This is a genomic window from Chitinophaga skermanii (genome assembly GCF_003259335.1).
Classification (GTDB): Bacteria; Bacteroidota; Bacteroidia; order Chitinophagales; family Chitinophagaceae; genus Chitinophaga; species Chitinophaga skermanii.
On sequence record NZ_QLLL01000006.1, the window covers coordinates 42,090 to 57,311 of the forward strand.

18 protein-coding genes are annotated in these 15,222 nt (G+C 40.6%); 6 read left to right on the top strand and 12 right to left on the bottom strand.

Annotated elements, in window-relative coordinates:
- Positions 1-214: 214 nt before the first annotated feature.
- Complete coding sequence (locus LX64_RS15895) at positions 215-1,357, top strand: hypothetical protein (protein ID WP_111598676.1); 1,143 nt, start codon at positions 215-217, stop codon at positions 1,355-1,357.
- 62 nt (positions 1,358-1,419) lie between these two features.
- Here LX64_RS15895 and LX64_RS15900 read toward each other — a convergent pair whose 3' ends face one another.
- Together LX64_RS15900 and LX64_RS15905 are read right to left on the bottom strand one after the other, a co-directional pair.
- Complete coding sequence (locus LX64_RS15900; protein ID WP_111598677.1) at positions 1,420-1,776, bottom strand: hypothetical protein; 357 nt, start codon at positions 1,774-1,776, stop codon at positions 1,420-1,422.
- A gap of 108 nt (positions 1,777-1,884) precedes the next feature.
- On the bottom strand, positions 1,885-2,628 hold the full coding sequence (locus LX64_RS15905; RefSeq protein WP_111599088.1) for a glucose 1-dehydrogenase: 744 nt from the start codon (positions 2,626-2,628) through the stop codon (positions 1,885-1,887).
- Between the two features lie 85 nt (positions 2,629-2,713).
- On the opposite strand from LX64_RS15905, the gene LX64_RS15910 reads away from it, so the two are divergent.
- Positions 2,714-3,070, top strand: coding sequence for a winged helix-turn-helix transcriptional regulator (locus LX64_RS15910; protein WP_111599089.1), 357 nt, complete (start codon positions 2,714-2,716; stop codon positions 3,068-3,070).
- Here the strand turns inward: LX64_RS15910 and LX64_RS15915 are convergent, their stop codons facing one another.
- The 4 genes from LX64_RS15915 to LX64_RS15930 form a co-directional block, all read right to left on the bottom strand.
- Entirely contained in the window at positions 3,071-4,558 is a 1,488-nt protein-coding gene (locus LX64_RS15915; protein WP_111598678.1) for an arylsulfatase, read from the bottom strand.
- Between the two features lie 67 nt (positions 4,559-4,625).
- Complete coding sequence (locus tag LX64_RS15920) at positions 4,626-5,039, bottom strand: hemerythrin domain-containing protein (protein ID WP_111598679.1); 414 nt, start codon at positions 5,037-5,039, stop codon at positions 4,626-4,628.
- Positions 5,040-5,048: 9 nt separating this feature from the next.
- Positions 5,049-6,341 (bottom strand): prolipoprotein diacylglyceryl transferase, encoded by a 1,293-nt coding sequence (locus LX64_RS15925; protein WP_111598680.1) that lies wholly within the window; start codon positions 6,339-6,341, stop codon positions 5,049-5,051.
- 178 nt (positions 6,342-6,519) lie between these two features.
- The gene (locus tag LX64_RS15930) at positions 6,520-6,933 is read right to left on the bottom strand and encodes a BrxA/BrxB family bacilliredoxin (RefSeq protein WP_111598681.1); all 414 of its coding nucleotides are present in this window, start codon (positions 6,931-6,933) and stop codon (positions 6,520-6,522) included.
- A gap of 215 nt (positions 6,934-7,148) precedes the next feature.
- Between LX64_RS15930 and LX64_RS15935 the strand changes: the two genes are divergently transcribed.
- Complete coding sequence (locus LX64_RS15935) at positions 7,149-7,598, top strand: Hsp20/alpha crystallin family protein (RefSeq protein WP_111598682.1); 450 nt, start codon at positions 7,149-7,151, stop codon at positions 7,596-7,598.
- A 167-nt stretch (positions 7,599-7,765) separates the two neighbouring features.
- Entirely contained in the window at positions 7,766-8,665 is a 900-nt protein-coding gene (locus tag LX64_RS15940) for a hypothetical protein (RefSeq protein WP_148707345.1), read from the top strand.
- Here LX64_RS15940 and LX64_RS15945 read toward each other — a convergent pair.
- A complete protein-coding gene (locus LX64_RS15945) occupies positions 8,649-9,128 on the bottom strand; it encodes a nuclear transport factor 2 family protein (RefSeq protein ID WP_111598684.1) in 480 nt (159 codons plus the stop codon). The genes LX64_RS15940 and LX64_RS15945 overlap by 17 nt on opposite strands.
- 319 nt (positions 9,129-9,447) lie before the next feature.
- On the opposite strand from LX64_RS15945, the gene LX64_RS26065 reads away from it, so the two are divergent.
- Positions 9,448-9,600, top strand: coding sequence for a hypothetical protein (locus tag LX64_RS26065; RefSeq protein WP_158538641.1), 153 nt, complete (start codon positions 9,448-9,450; stop codon positions 9,598-9,600).
- A 100-nt stretch (positions 9,601-9,700) separates the two neighbouring features.
- On the opposite strand, the gene LX64_RS15950 is transcribed toward LX64_RS26065, so the two are convergent.
- The 3 genes from LX64_RS15950 to LX64_RS15960 form a co-directional block, all read right to left on the bottom strand.
- The gene (locus LX64_RS15950; RefSeq protein ID WP_111598685.1) at positions 9,701-11,122 is read right to left on the bottom strand and encodes a type III PLP-dependent enzyme domain-containing protein; all 1,422 of its coding nucleotides are present in this window, start codon (positions 11,120-11,122) and stop codon (positions 9,701-9,703) included.
- 250 nt (positions 11,123-11,372) lie between these two features.
- The gene (locus LX64_RS15955) at positions 11,373-12,014 is read right to left on the bottom strand and encodes a WbqC family protein (protein WP_111598686.1); all 642 of its coding nucleotides are present in this window, start codon (positions 12,012-12,014) and stop codon (positions 11,373-11,375) included.
- 1,172 nt (positions 12,015-13,186) lie between these two features.
- On the bottom strand, positions 13,187-13,540 hold the full coding sequence (locus LX64_RS15960) for a hypothetical protein (protein WP_111598687.1): 354 nt from the start codon (positions 13,538-13,540) through the stop codon (positions 13,187-13,189).
- Here LX64_RS15960 and LX64_RS15965 point away from each other — a divergent pair.
- Positions 13,539-13,994, top strand: a complete 456-nt coding sequence (locus LX64_RS15965) for an LEA type 2 family protein (RefSeq protein ID WP_111598688.1) — start codon at positions 13,539-13,541, stop codon at positions 13,992-13,994. The two genes, LX64_RS15960 and LX64_RS15965, sit on opposite strands and share 2 nt — an antisense overlap.
- Before the next feature lie 141 nt (positions 13,995-14,135).
- Here the strand turns inward: LX64_RS15965 and LX64_RS15970 are convergent, their stop codons facing one another.
- Together LX64_RS15970 and pyrE are read right to left on the bottom strand one after the other, a co-directional pair.
- Complete coding sequence (locus LX64_RS15970; RefSeq protein ID WP_111598689.1) at positions 14,136-14,525, bottom strand: heavy-metal-associated domain-containing protein; 390 nt, start codon at positions 14,523-14,525, stop codon at positions 14,136-14,138.
- A 40-nt stretch (positions 14,526-14,565) separates the two neighbouring features.
- Entirely contained in the window at positions 14,566-15,201 is a 636-nt protein-coding gene (gene pyrE, locus LX64_RS15975) for an orotate phosphoribosyltransferase (protein ID WP_111598690.1), read from the bottom strand.
- Positions 15,202-15,222: the final 21 nt, after the last annotated feature.

Sequence of the window (15,222 nt, forward strand, 5' to 3'; positions counted from 1 at the left end):
TGGCAAATTTGCATGGTCAGAATAAAGACGTCCGGTTTTGTAATTAGTTACAGGAAAAACTTAGAAAATCTTTAAAGTTTACTTGAAACTCTTTTCTGTATTGGGTTTTATGGGAATAAAATAATTCCAATCATGTAGGAAGTCATATTAGAATCGGGGAAGAATGTATATATTGTGCTCCTATTATTACCATTTAAACCTATAAAGTATACTTATGAAGAAAGTATTATTAGGAAGTGCATTCCTAATGTTGACTCATTTTGCGGCCAAGGCGCAAACGAATAAAATCGAAACAACCGGCAACGTGGGGATAGGCACCACTTCCCCATTGCAACTATTACATATTGAAGCTGTTACTCAACCTTGGGTTTTAATCCGTTCAAACACTTATACAAACAACCCCAGTTCGCTTACAATTAAAGGCGGGTTGATTTTTAACCAAGAGTTTACCGATAAAACGGCGGGTATTGCCTTTGCTATTCCGCCAGGTTACCATACCCCAGGCCTGCTTTTCGGTACAAAACTGAATTACCAAGTTCCATCTACTAGCGCTACAGATTGGTCGCCTAGGATGTTCATACATCCTGCAGGGAGCATTGGTGTAGGTACCGTAACGCCCGGTGCACATGCGCATTCCAATTCGGCCTATGCAACATATACAGCAACCAATAAGGTGCTCGATTTCCAGGATTCTACCAATTTCCCTGTGATAAACATGGGCCGGGTTATTGGTAACAATACCGGTAAGGTGGGCGCCATTTACTTCACCAATACATTGAACCAACAAGATGCGCATAAACAAATTGCAGGCTTGTGGTCGACAGTAGCTACTAGTGCCAATTCACCTACTTTATCTGGAGGTAAATTGGTGTTTATGACAAAAGCTGTTAACAGTGGTGTTCAAAATAACATGACGTACGACGAGCTAGGAAACTTAATGATTGGTACAAGTACCAATACTAAGAATTACCGCCTTGCTGTGAATGGTACCATCGGAACAACCCGCGTGGTTGTTACCACAACAGGCTGGGCCGACTACGTATTTGCCGACAACTACAACCTGCCTTCTCTTCAATCACTCGCCGATTTCATCAAAGAACATAAACATTTACCTGGCATCCCGAGTGAAAAAGAAGTACTAGAAAATGGCTTGGATGTTGGCGAATTCAATAAAGCACACTTAGAAAAAACTGAGCAACTCACCTTATATACTTTACAATTGGAGAAAAAAGTAGCTGCCCTAGAAGCGGCGCAAGCGAAGAAGGATGAAGCATTACAAATACAATCCAACAAGCTGAAAGACCTTGAAAATAAATTAAACCAAGTGCTGCAGCAACTCGAAAAATCAAAACAATAATTGATACATCAAATAAAAAGGCCTCTAATAAATAGAGGCCTTTTGCTATACATTACCATTCGCTATTTTTCACTTGAAATTTTATCCAAGAATGCTTTCAGCACTACTCTTCTTTCTGCTATCATGGCCTCATCGGCACCCAAATTCATCCATACCACCAAATCATTCCCACTTTCAATAATCTCTTTTACATCATGTAATACAGTATCCTGTAATGATCCTGTTTCCCACTGTGCCAAGGCTAAACCGAAAAGCGCGTTGTTTCGATCGTCCATATCTTCAAATACATCGGCGTATTCTATGAACAACATTTTTGTAATGTCGACCGGCTGCTTGCCTTCATTTACGTAATCGTGGAATGATTGATAAATGTCTTGAAATGTATCGTTGCCGTGAATCTCCGTGCTCCAAGTTCCCATATTGTTCCTGTTTTGCTCAATATTAGGGTATTACGTACAAATATCCATCATCTGCTACCCCTCACTCCAAAAATTGCTTCACCGGGAGAAAATAATTCGATCGTGGGGTTATAAAGTCATACCACCATCGATCACAATCTCGGCACCTGTGATAAAGCTCGCGGCATCGTCGCTTAAGTAAGTAACCATTTTAGCTACATCGTTGGCGGTGCCAATTTTGCGCAACGGGATCAAGGTTTCTAGGTGATCGTATATGGCGGATACTGCTTGTGCATCTGCACCGTTTTTTGCCATGACTTCTGTCCTGGTTGGGCCGGGGCTTACAATATTCACCCTTATTTTACGGGGAGCTAACTCCGCTGCGGCGGTTTTTGCAATAGAGTTCAGGGCAGCTTTACTTGCTTGGTACATGGAGCTTTGGGGTTTATAGGTAGAAGCTACGATCGACGATAAAATCACCACCGAAGCACCATCTGCCAACAAGGGAATGAACTTGCTTAATGTAAAATAGGCACCTTTGAAGTTGATATCCATTACCTGGTCGAAATTCTCTTCCGTGGCATCGGCAATCAACATTTGTTGTCCTGTAATACCTGCGTTGATAAATAGAATATCCAAGCTGCCGAATTGTTCCTTTACAGCTTTAACCAAGGAATTTGTATCACTTAAATTTGCTTGGTCGGCTACAAAATAAGATGCTCCCAGCTCAGTAGCAGCTTTCTCGATCGCTTCTTTTCTTCTTCCTGTAATGATCACCTTTGCACCTTGTGCCACCAATTCTTCCGCGGCTGCATAACCAATTCCGCTGTTTCCGCCGGTGACAAGCGCCGTTTTGTTTGCTAACTTTTTCATCTGTTCTAAATTTTTATCAAAGTTATAGGCGAATTGGTATACATTTGTAACCAGTATCACGGAGTATACCAATCAACGAGTGCATATGGAAAGAAATCAAACCGAAGAATTAATGGCCTTGCAAGACACGCTGTACTTTATTGGCGGCAAATGGCGCGTGCCTATTATTAACTCGCTTTGCAATGGCAATAGGCGTTTCCGGGAAATTGAGCGTAGCATCCCCGGTATTACCACCCGGATGTTATCGAAAGAATTGAAGGAAATGGAACTGAATAAACTGGTTACCCGGCAAGTATTCGACGAAACGCCGGTTTTGGTTACTTATGAGCCTACCCCTTATTGCCGCACTTTTGGCAAGATTATCCTAGAAATGATCAATTGGGGCCGTCAACACCGGGAAGTGATTATAAAAAATGAAGGCACCCTTGCGGATGCCTCTTGATTATAAGTTCTTAGGGTGAAGGAATTCCCATTCCACCAAGTGCGGTGGCATATGCGCTTTCTCCACGATGGCGTTCAGTTGAGGTACCAAGTCTTGGTGATTAACGGCAATATCATGTTTTTCGTAAGGGTCATTTTGTAAATCATAGATTTCCCAAGCCGCATTCTTATCCTTCTTTAAGCCGCTACGCACACCTTTATAACGACCTATTCGAACAGCGATTTGTCCACCTTTTTCGGGGTATTCGAAATATAGGTAGGGATGTTGCTGTTGTTGGGTTTGCCCGAGTAGTGTTGGTAAGATATTGATCCCATCGGTGTTTGCTAGCTTTTGTTTTGTAATGGCGGCGAAGGTGGCTAGCATATCGTATTGTGTAGAGATTTGATTAGATACTTTACCGGCTGGGATTTTGCCTGGCCACCGTGCTATAAACGGTGCCCGGATACCGCCTTCATACAAATCCATCTTTCTTCCTCTTAAACCTGCTGTACTATTAAAGAAATCGGTATTTGCACCGCCCGTATTGAAAGTAGCGCCATTATCACTCGAGAATAGCACAATGGTATGATCATCCAGTTTCAAGTCTTTCAATAATTGCATAATTACCCCTACTTGCGCATCGAAATAGGTAATCATGGCCGCGTAGGTGGACAATGGGTACATGGTAGATGCATATCCTTTTTCTCCCCGGTATGGCTTTTCATCGAATTGACCTAAGTATGCTTTTACAGCTTCCGGCGGGGCTTGCAGTGAAACGTGCGGGCCGGTATAGGGTAAGTATAAGAAGAATGGTTCGTGTTGATGTTGTTGGATGAATGCTTTTGTTTTCTCCACCATTTTATCGATGGAATATTCTTTGCCTGTGAACTTGCTATAGGCTTCGGGGCCTTGCTCGTTGGGTTGTAGCGGGGTGTGTACAAACACGTAGTTATTCTGTAAGCTATCCCAACGACCGTTTTCCCATAAATGCGTGGGATAGAAATTATGTGCTTGCTTTTGATCGAGGTACCCGTAAAAGTAATTGAAACCTTGCTTATTGGGGTTGCCCGTGTTATACGACATACCCAAGCCCCATTTACCAATGGCGCCTGTATAATAACCGGCTTTTTGCATTAAGTGGCCGATGGTAAAGGTACCTTCCGGTAATGGCATTTGTCCTCCTTCGGTGGAATCTGCGAAGCCACCTAGCTCGTAGTTACCCCGGATATAAGAATGCCCGGCATGTTTGCCCGTTAAAAGCATGCACCTAGAAGGTGCGCAAACGGCGGTGCCGCTATAGTGTTGGGTGAATCGCATGCCTTCGGCTGCGAGTTGGTCGAGGTGCGGGGTTTTGATTTTCTGCTGACCGTAACATCCCAATTCGCCGATACCCATGTCATCGGCGTAAATGTAAATGATATTCGGTTGCTTCGTTCGGGTAGCTTTTTGTTGGGCGAATAGCTGTATTGGGATGCATACAAAAAGCATCATCCATATTTCCTTTCTCATAACGTTTCAATTACAAGAATGAAAATATAAATGATGCGTGATATTTTAAAGCGTAATCTTTACTCTTTTAGTACTTTATTTGATCCAGTACGTGCGGGAGGTTGACTTGCAATTGTTGGAACACGATCTCGTCTTCTTTTAAGATATGTGCTTCCAAGTTGTTGGCGAGTATATCAAGATCCCTGGTGAGGTCTTCGCTATCTACTAACCTGCTGTACATTCTTGAAATGAGGTGATGTTCTTCACTCATTTCTTGGAGCAGGTCGTCGATTTTAGGAAGATAGCCTACACAATTCTCGTATAAGTAATCTTCTTTTTGCAAATGCGGAACCATGATCTCTTTAAAAACCTTCACCACGAAGTCCAGTTTTTCATTTGGCGACAATGCGCCATTGCTTGCATCTTTTTTGCAAATACGGCAAGCTTCTAATAAGCGCTCATGCTCTTCTATAAGAGGCAACAGGCTTGCGTGTTGCTGCATAAATATTAATTAGGAAGCGATATTTTGTTGGTGTTTCTTACGACAAACCGCGATCCATATTGCACCACCCAAGATTAAAACGACAGATATAATTTCTGCTTGCGTGGGTTTAAGAGGAAGGAAGTCGTAAGTTGTATTTACCCTGATCAATTCTACGAAGAACCTTTCTAGCCCTACGAAGATCAAGTAAATACCAAATATAACGCCAGGTATCTTGATTTTCTTGCGGATAGCCCATAATACCCCGAACAGCAATAAGCACGTAATAATTTCGTACAACGGCGTTGGATACACCGGTACTGGCAAGGCATTACAATATTCGCCTGAACAGTTCGGTAACGCTACACCTTCGTGAATAACGTTATGCGGGTAACTGTATGCGAAGAACCAATCTGGCAAGAAGCTCAATGAATTTGGCTTTGGAAACGCGGCATGTGGAATGTTTTCTAAGCTACCATATTGGCGCATAAAAAAGGTTGTATTCTTTTGCAGTGTTTCCTGGAATTGTGCCGGCGCTACTTGCACGGCTTTTCCATTAATATCTGTTACGTATGCAGAGTTGTAAATCCCCCAATCGCCATCACCTGAAAACTGGCAGCCCATACGACCAATAGCATAAGCTAACATCAATGCAGGAGCAGCGCTATCGATTAAATGACGAAGGCTGATTTCTTTCTTCTTCGCATAACGTAAAATAACATAAGAAGCGAGGATTAAGCCTCCATAGAAGGTAAGCCCACCGCTCGAGAATAATGAGCCTACTGGATCTTGTAAGAATTCGCCGAAGTTTTCCAAGTTATGGAAAATCTTAGCACCTACTAAACCCGCAACTGCAGCCAATACCGTAAAATCTGGTACACGCTGGTGAGGCCAAATATCTTTTTCTGTTTTTACTTTTTGAACGTTACCATTCGTTTTTTTGGCTTTACGGTACCTCATAAAACCGGCAATACCGCCTATGATTAAACCGCCAATAATATTCCCCTGCAAGGATAAAATATAAGCACGGTAATCGGCATCCTCGCCCAAGCCAAATATACCCGATACCTTGTACCCTACCGCAAACCAAATAACTGCCGATAACACAATATCCATCGTAGTAATCTGCTTACCTACCACAACGGTTTCACGTACCGGCTTCATGAGTCCTAAACGCTCGCGCCTTTGCAACTCTTTAGTCAATACGTACGCAGCCGCCAAAAAGGCCACCGCTACGAAAAATCCGAATGTTTGAAACACCTTTAAAAAAGGAATGTTTACACCAAATAAATCCTGGAACGCGTAATATAAATTAGGATACATAGGCAAAAAAAATTGGTGATCTGAATTCTCCTATGAACAAAGCCGAAATGAATCATTAGGAAAATCAAACCACCAAAGTAAGTTGGTTAATCTCGAAAAACAATAGCCATCAATAAATATTATAACATTGTTAATGTACATATGTCATTCACTGATGGCTATTATTTGGATAATTTTCTTAACAGTACTCTTCGAATACATCAACTAAAGCTGCCGCGATCATTTGAGCAGGGCGACCTTCAATCATATGTCTTTCGATGAAATGCACCAATTGACCATCTTTGAACAATGCAATAGATGGAGAAGATGGTGGATAAGGTAATAAATGCTGGCGAAGTTGTTGAACAGCGGCAGTATCAAAACCTGCGAAGCTGGTAGTAAGTTGACTAGGTTTCTTTTCGCTAGCGCTTACAGCCATTAAAACACCCGGACGAGCAGTGCTTGCAGAACATCCGCAAACAGAATTTATAACAACGAGCGTAGTGCCTTCTTTCTTCAATGTTTCTTCAACGCTTTCTGGCGTCAACAATTCGGTAAAACCATTATCTGTTAATTCTGCCTTCAAGGGCATCACTAATTCCGCGGGATACATATTTTATGCTTTTTGGCAAAGTTACGCATATAATCGATCCCGAAAAACAACCTTAATCAGACAGTTTGACATATAAAATCAATTCAATAAGACATATTGACATTTAAATTTAGCCAAAACTAGCACTTTAGCAGTTTTATGCCAATGGTATTTAATTTGATCTACTTCCTGTACAAACGATAAAAATTTAAAAAACTTAAAAAATTACAAATACTATGACAACGGTAAAATTTAATCAACACCCTGCAAAATCATTCAATGGTTTATTAGATGAAGTTTTTGGACACAATGGTTGGAATAAGTTGTTTAAAGATGAAGTTGCCCCGCACTTCTTCAGCACCTTGCCACCAGTGAACATTACAGAATCAAAAGAAGGTTATGTTTTAGATATAGTAGCCCCTGGTTTTGAAAAAGCAGATTTCAAAATTAACCTCGACGGCAAAAGCTTGGTTGTTAGCGTAGAGAAGAAAGAAACCGTGAAGAACGAAAACGAGAAGCAAGTTCGCCGCGAGTATAATTTCCAAGGTTTCAAACGCAGTTTCACATTAGATGAAAATGTTGATGCAGAAAAAATTAACGCCAAATATGAAAACGGCGTATTAAAGCTCACCTTGCCTAAAAAAGAAAAACAGCAAGACGCAGCGAAAGAAATTGTGGTTGCTTAAGGAATTTGAGTGGGAATTATAGTAAATAGGGTTAGTGCCGTCTCTACTTCTTAGGGACGGCTTTTTTATGCCATTTTAATACTATATACACCAATTGTGTTATATAATTAATACCGCATACAATTTGACACAAACGTTTCATTTGCGCGATGAATAATTGACCTACCTTGGTGCTACAATCTGGCGATTGTGATCCTATATCTATGGCAGGGCGATTATCTCATAACCTATCGAAACTTGGAAAACAAGTTTACTTCGCTAGTGAAAAGCGAGTGATAGGTCGCATTTTGCCATTGGCAGCCAACTCTTACGAGCAAGCCAAAATCAAACTTCTCTTCGATTATCTCTTTTTCGCTTTACTGATCAGTGTTCCCATTATCTGCTTACTAATAGTACAGCAAGATTATATAGGCCTGTTAAGCAACAGCCTGTTCTGCGGAGTGTACGTGGTTTGCTTATTACTTATTAGGAATGGCAGAACCACTGAACACGTAGGCATGCTAGCTGCTTACACTACAATGTTATTTGCTATTGTAAGCTCCATCCTAAATGAATGGGATTTAGGCCCTATGTTCTCGGTGTCGTGGCTTTTAGGCATATTACTGGGGTATGTAACGGTGAATCTCCGAACTGCTATTATGCTGGTTGGGATACTCTTTATTTACTTATGCATTGCAGCATATGTTAAGATAACGGGGATTGAAGTATATACGAAACCGGGGTATTCAATTATGAATACGTATATCGCTACACCGTTGTTGACCATCATGTTTATCTTTTTATTATTGCGTGTTTGGGGGTTACATTACAGGAACGTCATTCTCTTAGCGAGGGAAGAGTCGAAAGAGAACCAGAAACAGTTCTCGGCCCGCATCAACCAAAACCTCATTAAACAATTTATCCTTGTAAAGGGTTTAAGCCGCAGTGGCAAATCTAAATACCTCGATGGCTCCATCGAATTAATGGAATGCTTATCCGAGATCGAACGCCAATGCGATACAGCTATCAACTACCTCGATCAAGAACCGGCTAATACAAACCCGGCCGCTACTACTTCACAGCAATAGCTTCACAACCTTCTTTCCTACGGGAATCAATTAAGTAAACAATTTTCCACCCGGCAGGCGTACGCGCTAATTGGAAAGAGTTCGCGCCGCAATGACTAAACTTATCGCCGATGTAGAATTTATAGGGTGTCCAGGCACTTGCTAGGGGGCCGTCGATTAAAACCTGGTCAAACACGATACGTTCATCCCACACGTCCGTGTGAGGCGTACCTACTGCTTTCAAAAAATTGGCCAAAGCTTCTGTTCGCACGGCATCGGTGCCATCTTTCTTCCGTACAATGGTCTGCAAAATAGCATCATCTGCAAAGGAAGCCTTTACCAGCGTGCTATCTCCTTTCCTCATGCCTTCAAATAGTTGCTGGATAACGGCTTTCACCTGCTCATGATCGGCAGTTTGCGCCTGCATTGGTTTTGCAGAGACTAACGCAACAAGAAAAAAACTAATAAAAAACAATTTCTTCATATTACAGGGGTTGTTAATTTAATAAATTATAGCATACGGTGTATAGATCGATTAGTTAAAAGCTTGTTAACGGATACAAAAATTACAACTATTGGGGGTTTTCCGTGAACATAAGCCGTACTACCTTTGAATTGAGCAAAAAATCATAACCTATTGCCATAAATTATCTCGACAATATATTTATCCCTAATCTATGAATTTTATCTCGCTTTAACCTATGAAGTTGAGGGCTCTCCAGGAAGGGAGCCTTTTTAATTTAGGAGGTACATAAGCGATAAGTTGGCAGGGTTTTAGAATGCAGTAGTTGTAAAAACAGTATATGAAGCAGGGAAAATTTGTGATGCTGGTATGTATCCTTTCTATTTTGGTAGGCACTATGGCCTGCCGCACTTCCAAATCTTACACCAAAACCTACCGTGCCGGTAATGCCGTACCATATGTACTACCCGAACAGGTAGAAACGGCTAAGTAATTGGTACACACAATTTCGCTAAGAAGGTTATGACATATATAAATAGAAAAACCCCTCGAAAAATCGAGGGGTTTTTTAAGCGGATTACTAACCCATTATTTTAATAACCCAAAATCTTTAACATGCTCTGAGCGCTCTGCTCTTTCGCATATAACCAATCTTTTAATTGACCATTTTTGTCGTACCCAACAATTACGTGTTTCGGGGAAGGAATCAAGCAGTGCTTAATACCACCGTAACCACTTAATTGATCCTGGTAAGCACCTGTGTGGAAGAAACCAATGTACAAAGGCTCTACTGCACTTTCTTTCGGCTCACCGGGTTGGTGTTGTTTCGGTAAGAACACGGCATTAATGTGCTCTTCCGAGGTGTAGAAGTCGTACCCATCACAGGTTAAACCACCTAGATGGACTTCCTGGTACTCGTTATCCCATTTATTAATGGGTAGCATCAAGAACTTCTCACCAATACCCCAAGTGTCGGGCAATGTTGTAATGAAAGAACTATCAATCATGTACCAAATCTCGCGATCGTTCTGCATTTTCTCTCCTACAACGCTGTAAATAACCGCGCCGCTCTCGCCTACTGTGAACGAACCGAACTCTGTATAGATATCCGGAACCGGTACTTTGTTCTTTTTACAAACACTCTTAATGTTAGCTACGATTTCGTTGACGATATATTTATAGTCGTAATCAAAACCCAGCGAGTGTTTGATCGGGAACCCACCACCTACGTTGATAGCATTCAACTCGGGGCAGATTTTTTTCAATTGGCAGTAAAGACTTAATACTTTATTGAATTGGCTCCAATAGTAGATATCATCTTTAATACCCTTATTCATAAAGAAGTGGAGCATTTTCAACTCGAACTTCTTATTGTCTTTTAATTTGTCGATGTAAAATTCTAAAACATCCCTAGAACGAATACCTAACCTAGACGTATAAAAGTCGAAAGTTGGCTCTTCTTCGGCGGCGATCCTGAGTCCCAGTTTCACCGGCTCTTTTGTTCTAACTGTTTTGGTGTAATCTTCCAGTTCCTCTTTATTATCGAGCACCGGGATTACGTTTCTGAAACCGCTGTTGATTAATTTGGCGATCGCTCTTGTATAAGCTTTCGTTTTGTAACCGTTGCAAATTACGAAGGTATCCTTAGTAATCTTCTTCCGCTCATATAATTTATTGATAATATCAATATCATAGGCGAATGATGTTTCAATATGTACGCCGTGTTTTAAAGTTTCCTCCAAAATAAACGAGAAGTGCGAACTTTTCGTGCAATAACAGTAATAATACTGCCCGTCGTACCTATTTTTCTTAATCGCTTCGTTAAACATGGTTTTAGCCCGGTTAATTTGGCTACCAATTTTAGGCAAATACGTCAACTTGAATGGAGTACCGTATTTGTCGATAAGCGACTTAATGTCCAACCCATTGAATTGCAAGTAATTATCTTTTACTTGAAAGTCTTCCTGGGGAAACTCGAACGTTTGATTAACGAGATCCGTGTAGGTGTTGTTCATTTAATGCTGAGAATGAATTTTAGAGTTATAAATAAAATTTAAACTTCAGGATAAATGTCCTTGATTTACGGCTGGATGACCTCTGGTTTACACACCTACGTAAGTTAATTTCTCCAGCAAAACAGGTTGCAAAAATACTATTTTGTTTTTGGGCTTTCCCAAAAAAATTTCATCTTTTTTACGAATTACAAAAGTATGCTTTTTTTAATTGTAAATCAATGAATTATGTAGAATGATTTATATTTAATAATTAACCTTGCAGTAGCTGCAAGCTGTGTTTACCTTCACAGAACAATAAATCTAATATGCCCAGGTTTGGCATGAAACCCGTTCTCTCCTCGAAAACTTGTGTATAGCTTGGTAATGAACTACCTAGCTCGGCCATGTTGCCTGGCATAATAGTATTACGGGCGTCTACCGTTCCAGCCGGCAGCTCTTCCGTAGCCCGGTAGGTATCGCTAAAGGTAACCGGGGTAGCTACACCCAACTTCTTATTGACCCATTCGAAACAAGCCATATTCCAATCAATCAAAAATTCGTGGCGCTGTTCAAATAAGCCAGCGAGGTCGTCTTCATAATATTCAAACCATGGAGAACGACGGTAAGCCGATACCAATGTTTTGAAGTGCAACGATTGCCAACGTTCCTCGTAACTGATTCGAACATCCTTCATTACCGTGCGCTGGTTTTTACCTTTCGTGAGGGGAACACTTAATAGTACCATCCCGTTAGGCCCAGCAACATAGCAACGGTTCCTAAAACTAACCTTCTGGTAGTGTTCATATTTCTCAATCTCTAATATATCGTGCTCAATTAAAGCCTTATAATAGCTAAGATTCGGAAAGTACTGGCTTTCAATGAGTAATGTAGATTGATCAGCTCCGCCTGACATAACGACTGTTTTACCGTTTAAAAAGATGAAAATGTATACAAAAAGCTTATTTCATATTTAATATTAAATAACCTTTCGTAACTGGTAATTAATTGAAACACATTTCATAGAATTATGAAAAATATGCTATTGTAATTAGCAAAGTAAGTTCTCGATTTGCATTCCAAGAAAATGCAAAAATACTAAAGTTATTAGTACTAAAAATGTTCATTTTGAGCAAGTTTTGCAAAGCGCTCACCTACCCAATCGAGCCTGGAGATTTTTGAAAGCGAGGATACCGGTTAAGGGAATTTTGCTTTAAGTGGAGAAAACTGCCAGGTATAAAGGATGTCGCAAGATATCACATTTTTCGAAAATATTGACAGAAATGATGATGTGAAAGGAAAATAAATCCCACTTGCACACATGACATTTTGCCAAAATATCACGCATTTATTATATGCTAAATAATTACTACCCCTCTTTCTTTCAAAAGGAAAAAGATCAAACACTACGTTTTCTATTTAACATATTTAGGATTATGGGCAAGCTTGGTAATACCCTTTCTCGGTAAAGTTGCATAAAGACATGTTCGTTTTTCGTCAACTGGTGTGACGATACAAACCGGTTAACATGAAAGATATTTAACAAGTGATGACCCCTCAGGCGAATTTCATAATCGCTATTAGATAACAAACACATGATCATTTTTTAGCAAATGAAATGCAACTTCAACCGGGTTAACATGAAAAATTTTACGAAGTGTTGCTAAATTACCAGGATATATGATCTCTATTTTGAAGTAAACACATGATCATTTTTCACTAATTGAAGTACGAAACAAACAGCTTTTTTCATAAAATAACAGGCTGATAAAAATAACTTTTGGCACTTTTTAGCACAAAAGACATGATGAAATTTCAACAATTGATTTTGTTGGGATGGAAAGTTAAGAGGTCAAATAGGTCGATTTTTAGCATCTACAATTTGTAACTCATAGCAATTTTTCATCCTTTGAACGGGGTGGTAACTTGCAACTTCTTCTTCATCATCCCCCTTTCCCGTGACAAATTATAATCCTCCCATACAACTTACATTTTCTATCGTCCCCCTTTCATCTCATCATCAACTCGAAACGCCTATTCATTTTCATGAAAACTAAGTGTAAGCAGTTCAAAAACATGCACTGTAACTCATTCATTATCAATAACCGAAAAATCACAACCTTCATAATTAACTGGTATACATTCAATTACAAGGGTCGAATCGGCTGGAGGATAGGCTTTTACTGGAAAAAGATAGGGTGGAGATAGGCTTAGGATAGGCTTGAGATAGGCTTGAGATAGGGTGAAGATAGGCTTTAGATAGGGTTGGGATATATAAACATACTTTTTTAGATAGGAAAGTGACCAGTTTGGCCACGTGCTTGGAATGGTTGGGTAGCTTCCCTTCAGCCCCGTTAATTTTTTCCCAATTCCGCCTATAACCTTTGCAATATTCTTCCTTTCGCGTAGGTTTGAGGTATCATAACTCTTTGCTATTTTCATGAAATATTTAAAAGTAATGCTCCTGGTAGCAGTCGCTTGGTGCGGTATATCGGCCTGCGGCAATATCAAGGATTTACAGTTTGTTCGAATTGCCGACGTAGCGCTTGGTGAAATGGGGTTCTCTAAAACGACCGTGAAAATGAATATCGCGTACTTCAACCCCAATAATTTCGCCCTCAAATTGAAAGATGCGCAGTTCGACGTGTATATCGACGATTCCAAGGTGGGCCATTCTATGCAAGACACGCTGATCCTTATCCCGGCGAAAGACACGTTCTATTTCCCCGTGAAAATCGACGTAAACATGGGTAACCTTATGAAAAATGCAGCTAATATCCTTGCCAACAAGGAAGTAACGTTGAAAGCGATGGGTAACTGTAAAGTTGGGAAAAGCGGGGTGTTCTTCCCATTCCCTATCAAGGTGGAATCCAAACAACAATTCAACTTATTCTAAGCTCGTCTCCATTTTAATTAGTATATAAAGAAGCCTTTCCTACGGGGAAGGCTTTCTTTTTGCCGCCTACCCCTATCCAAGGCATAAAAAAACCCGCCTCTACCATGTAGAGACGGGCAAAAAAATTTCTTCGTAGTACAATTAGCCTTTCTTCTTAGCCGGTTTCGATTGCTCCATGCCACCACCGTCTTCCGGTTTCTTGCAACATGTAGGTAAAGCGGTGTAAGAATCTGGGTTGGCCGTTACATCATCTGCATCGTAACCTGCGTTAGCAATAGCAGTTTTCACGTTTTCAATATTTGTACGATCAGGGTAAAACTGAACAGTCGTGATTTTCTTTTTCACGTCTACTTTTACAGATTTTACACCGTCTTCTTTAGTCAAATACTTTTCAATGCGGTTCTTGCAAGATTCACATTGGATAGTTGGCGTGTTAATTTTGGATGTAACGATGCCTTTTTTCGCTTGTTGTGCCATGGCCATTGACGTACCGGCAAACAAGAACACGAGTAACAATTTTAAAATTCGCATGGATCAGATTTTTGATAAAACGAATATATACAAAAAATTATTATCTACCCCATTCAGATGGTGCTTGGCGCCAAGCTTCTAATGTAGCTTGTTCCTCGGCACTAACGGTACCTTTATCCACTGCTAATTCGATCATAGCATTGTAGTTGCTCATTGATTTGAATGGCACGTTGGCTGCTTCGAAAGCTTTTACGGCTACATCAAAACCATAGTTGAACACCGATACCATACCAATTACGTTACCACCGGCTGCACGGATACCCGCCACCGCTTCTAAGCTACTTTTACCGGTAGAAATCAAGTCTTCTACCACTACTACTTCCTGGCCTTCTTGCAACACACCTTCAATTAAGTTGCCCATACCGTGTTCTTTCGGTTTAGAACGCACATAAATGAAAGGCAGTTTCAATTGGTCCGCCACTAAAGCGCCCAATGGAATACCACCGGTAGCTACGCCCGCGATTACAGCTGCATCTGGCCATGTTTCAAACACGATGTTGCACATTTCAGATTTGATGAAGTCGCGTACATATGGGTACGACAAAATCTTACGGTTATCGCAATAAACAGGCGATTTCCAACCTGAGGCCCACGTAAATGGCGCCGCCGGGCTTAATTTCACGGCTTGAATTTGCAGTAATTTCTCTGCTACTTGCTTTTCACTAATGTTGTTCATACAGCGCAAAATTATTCATTT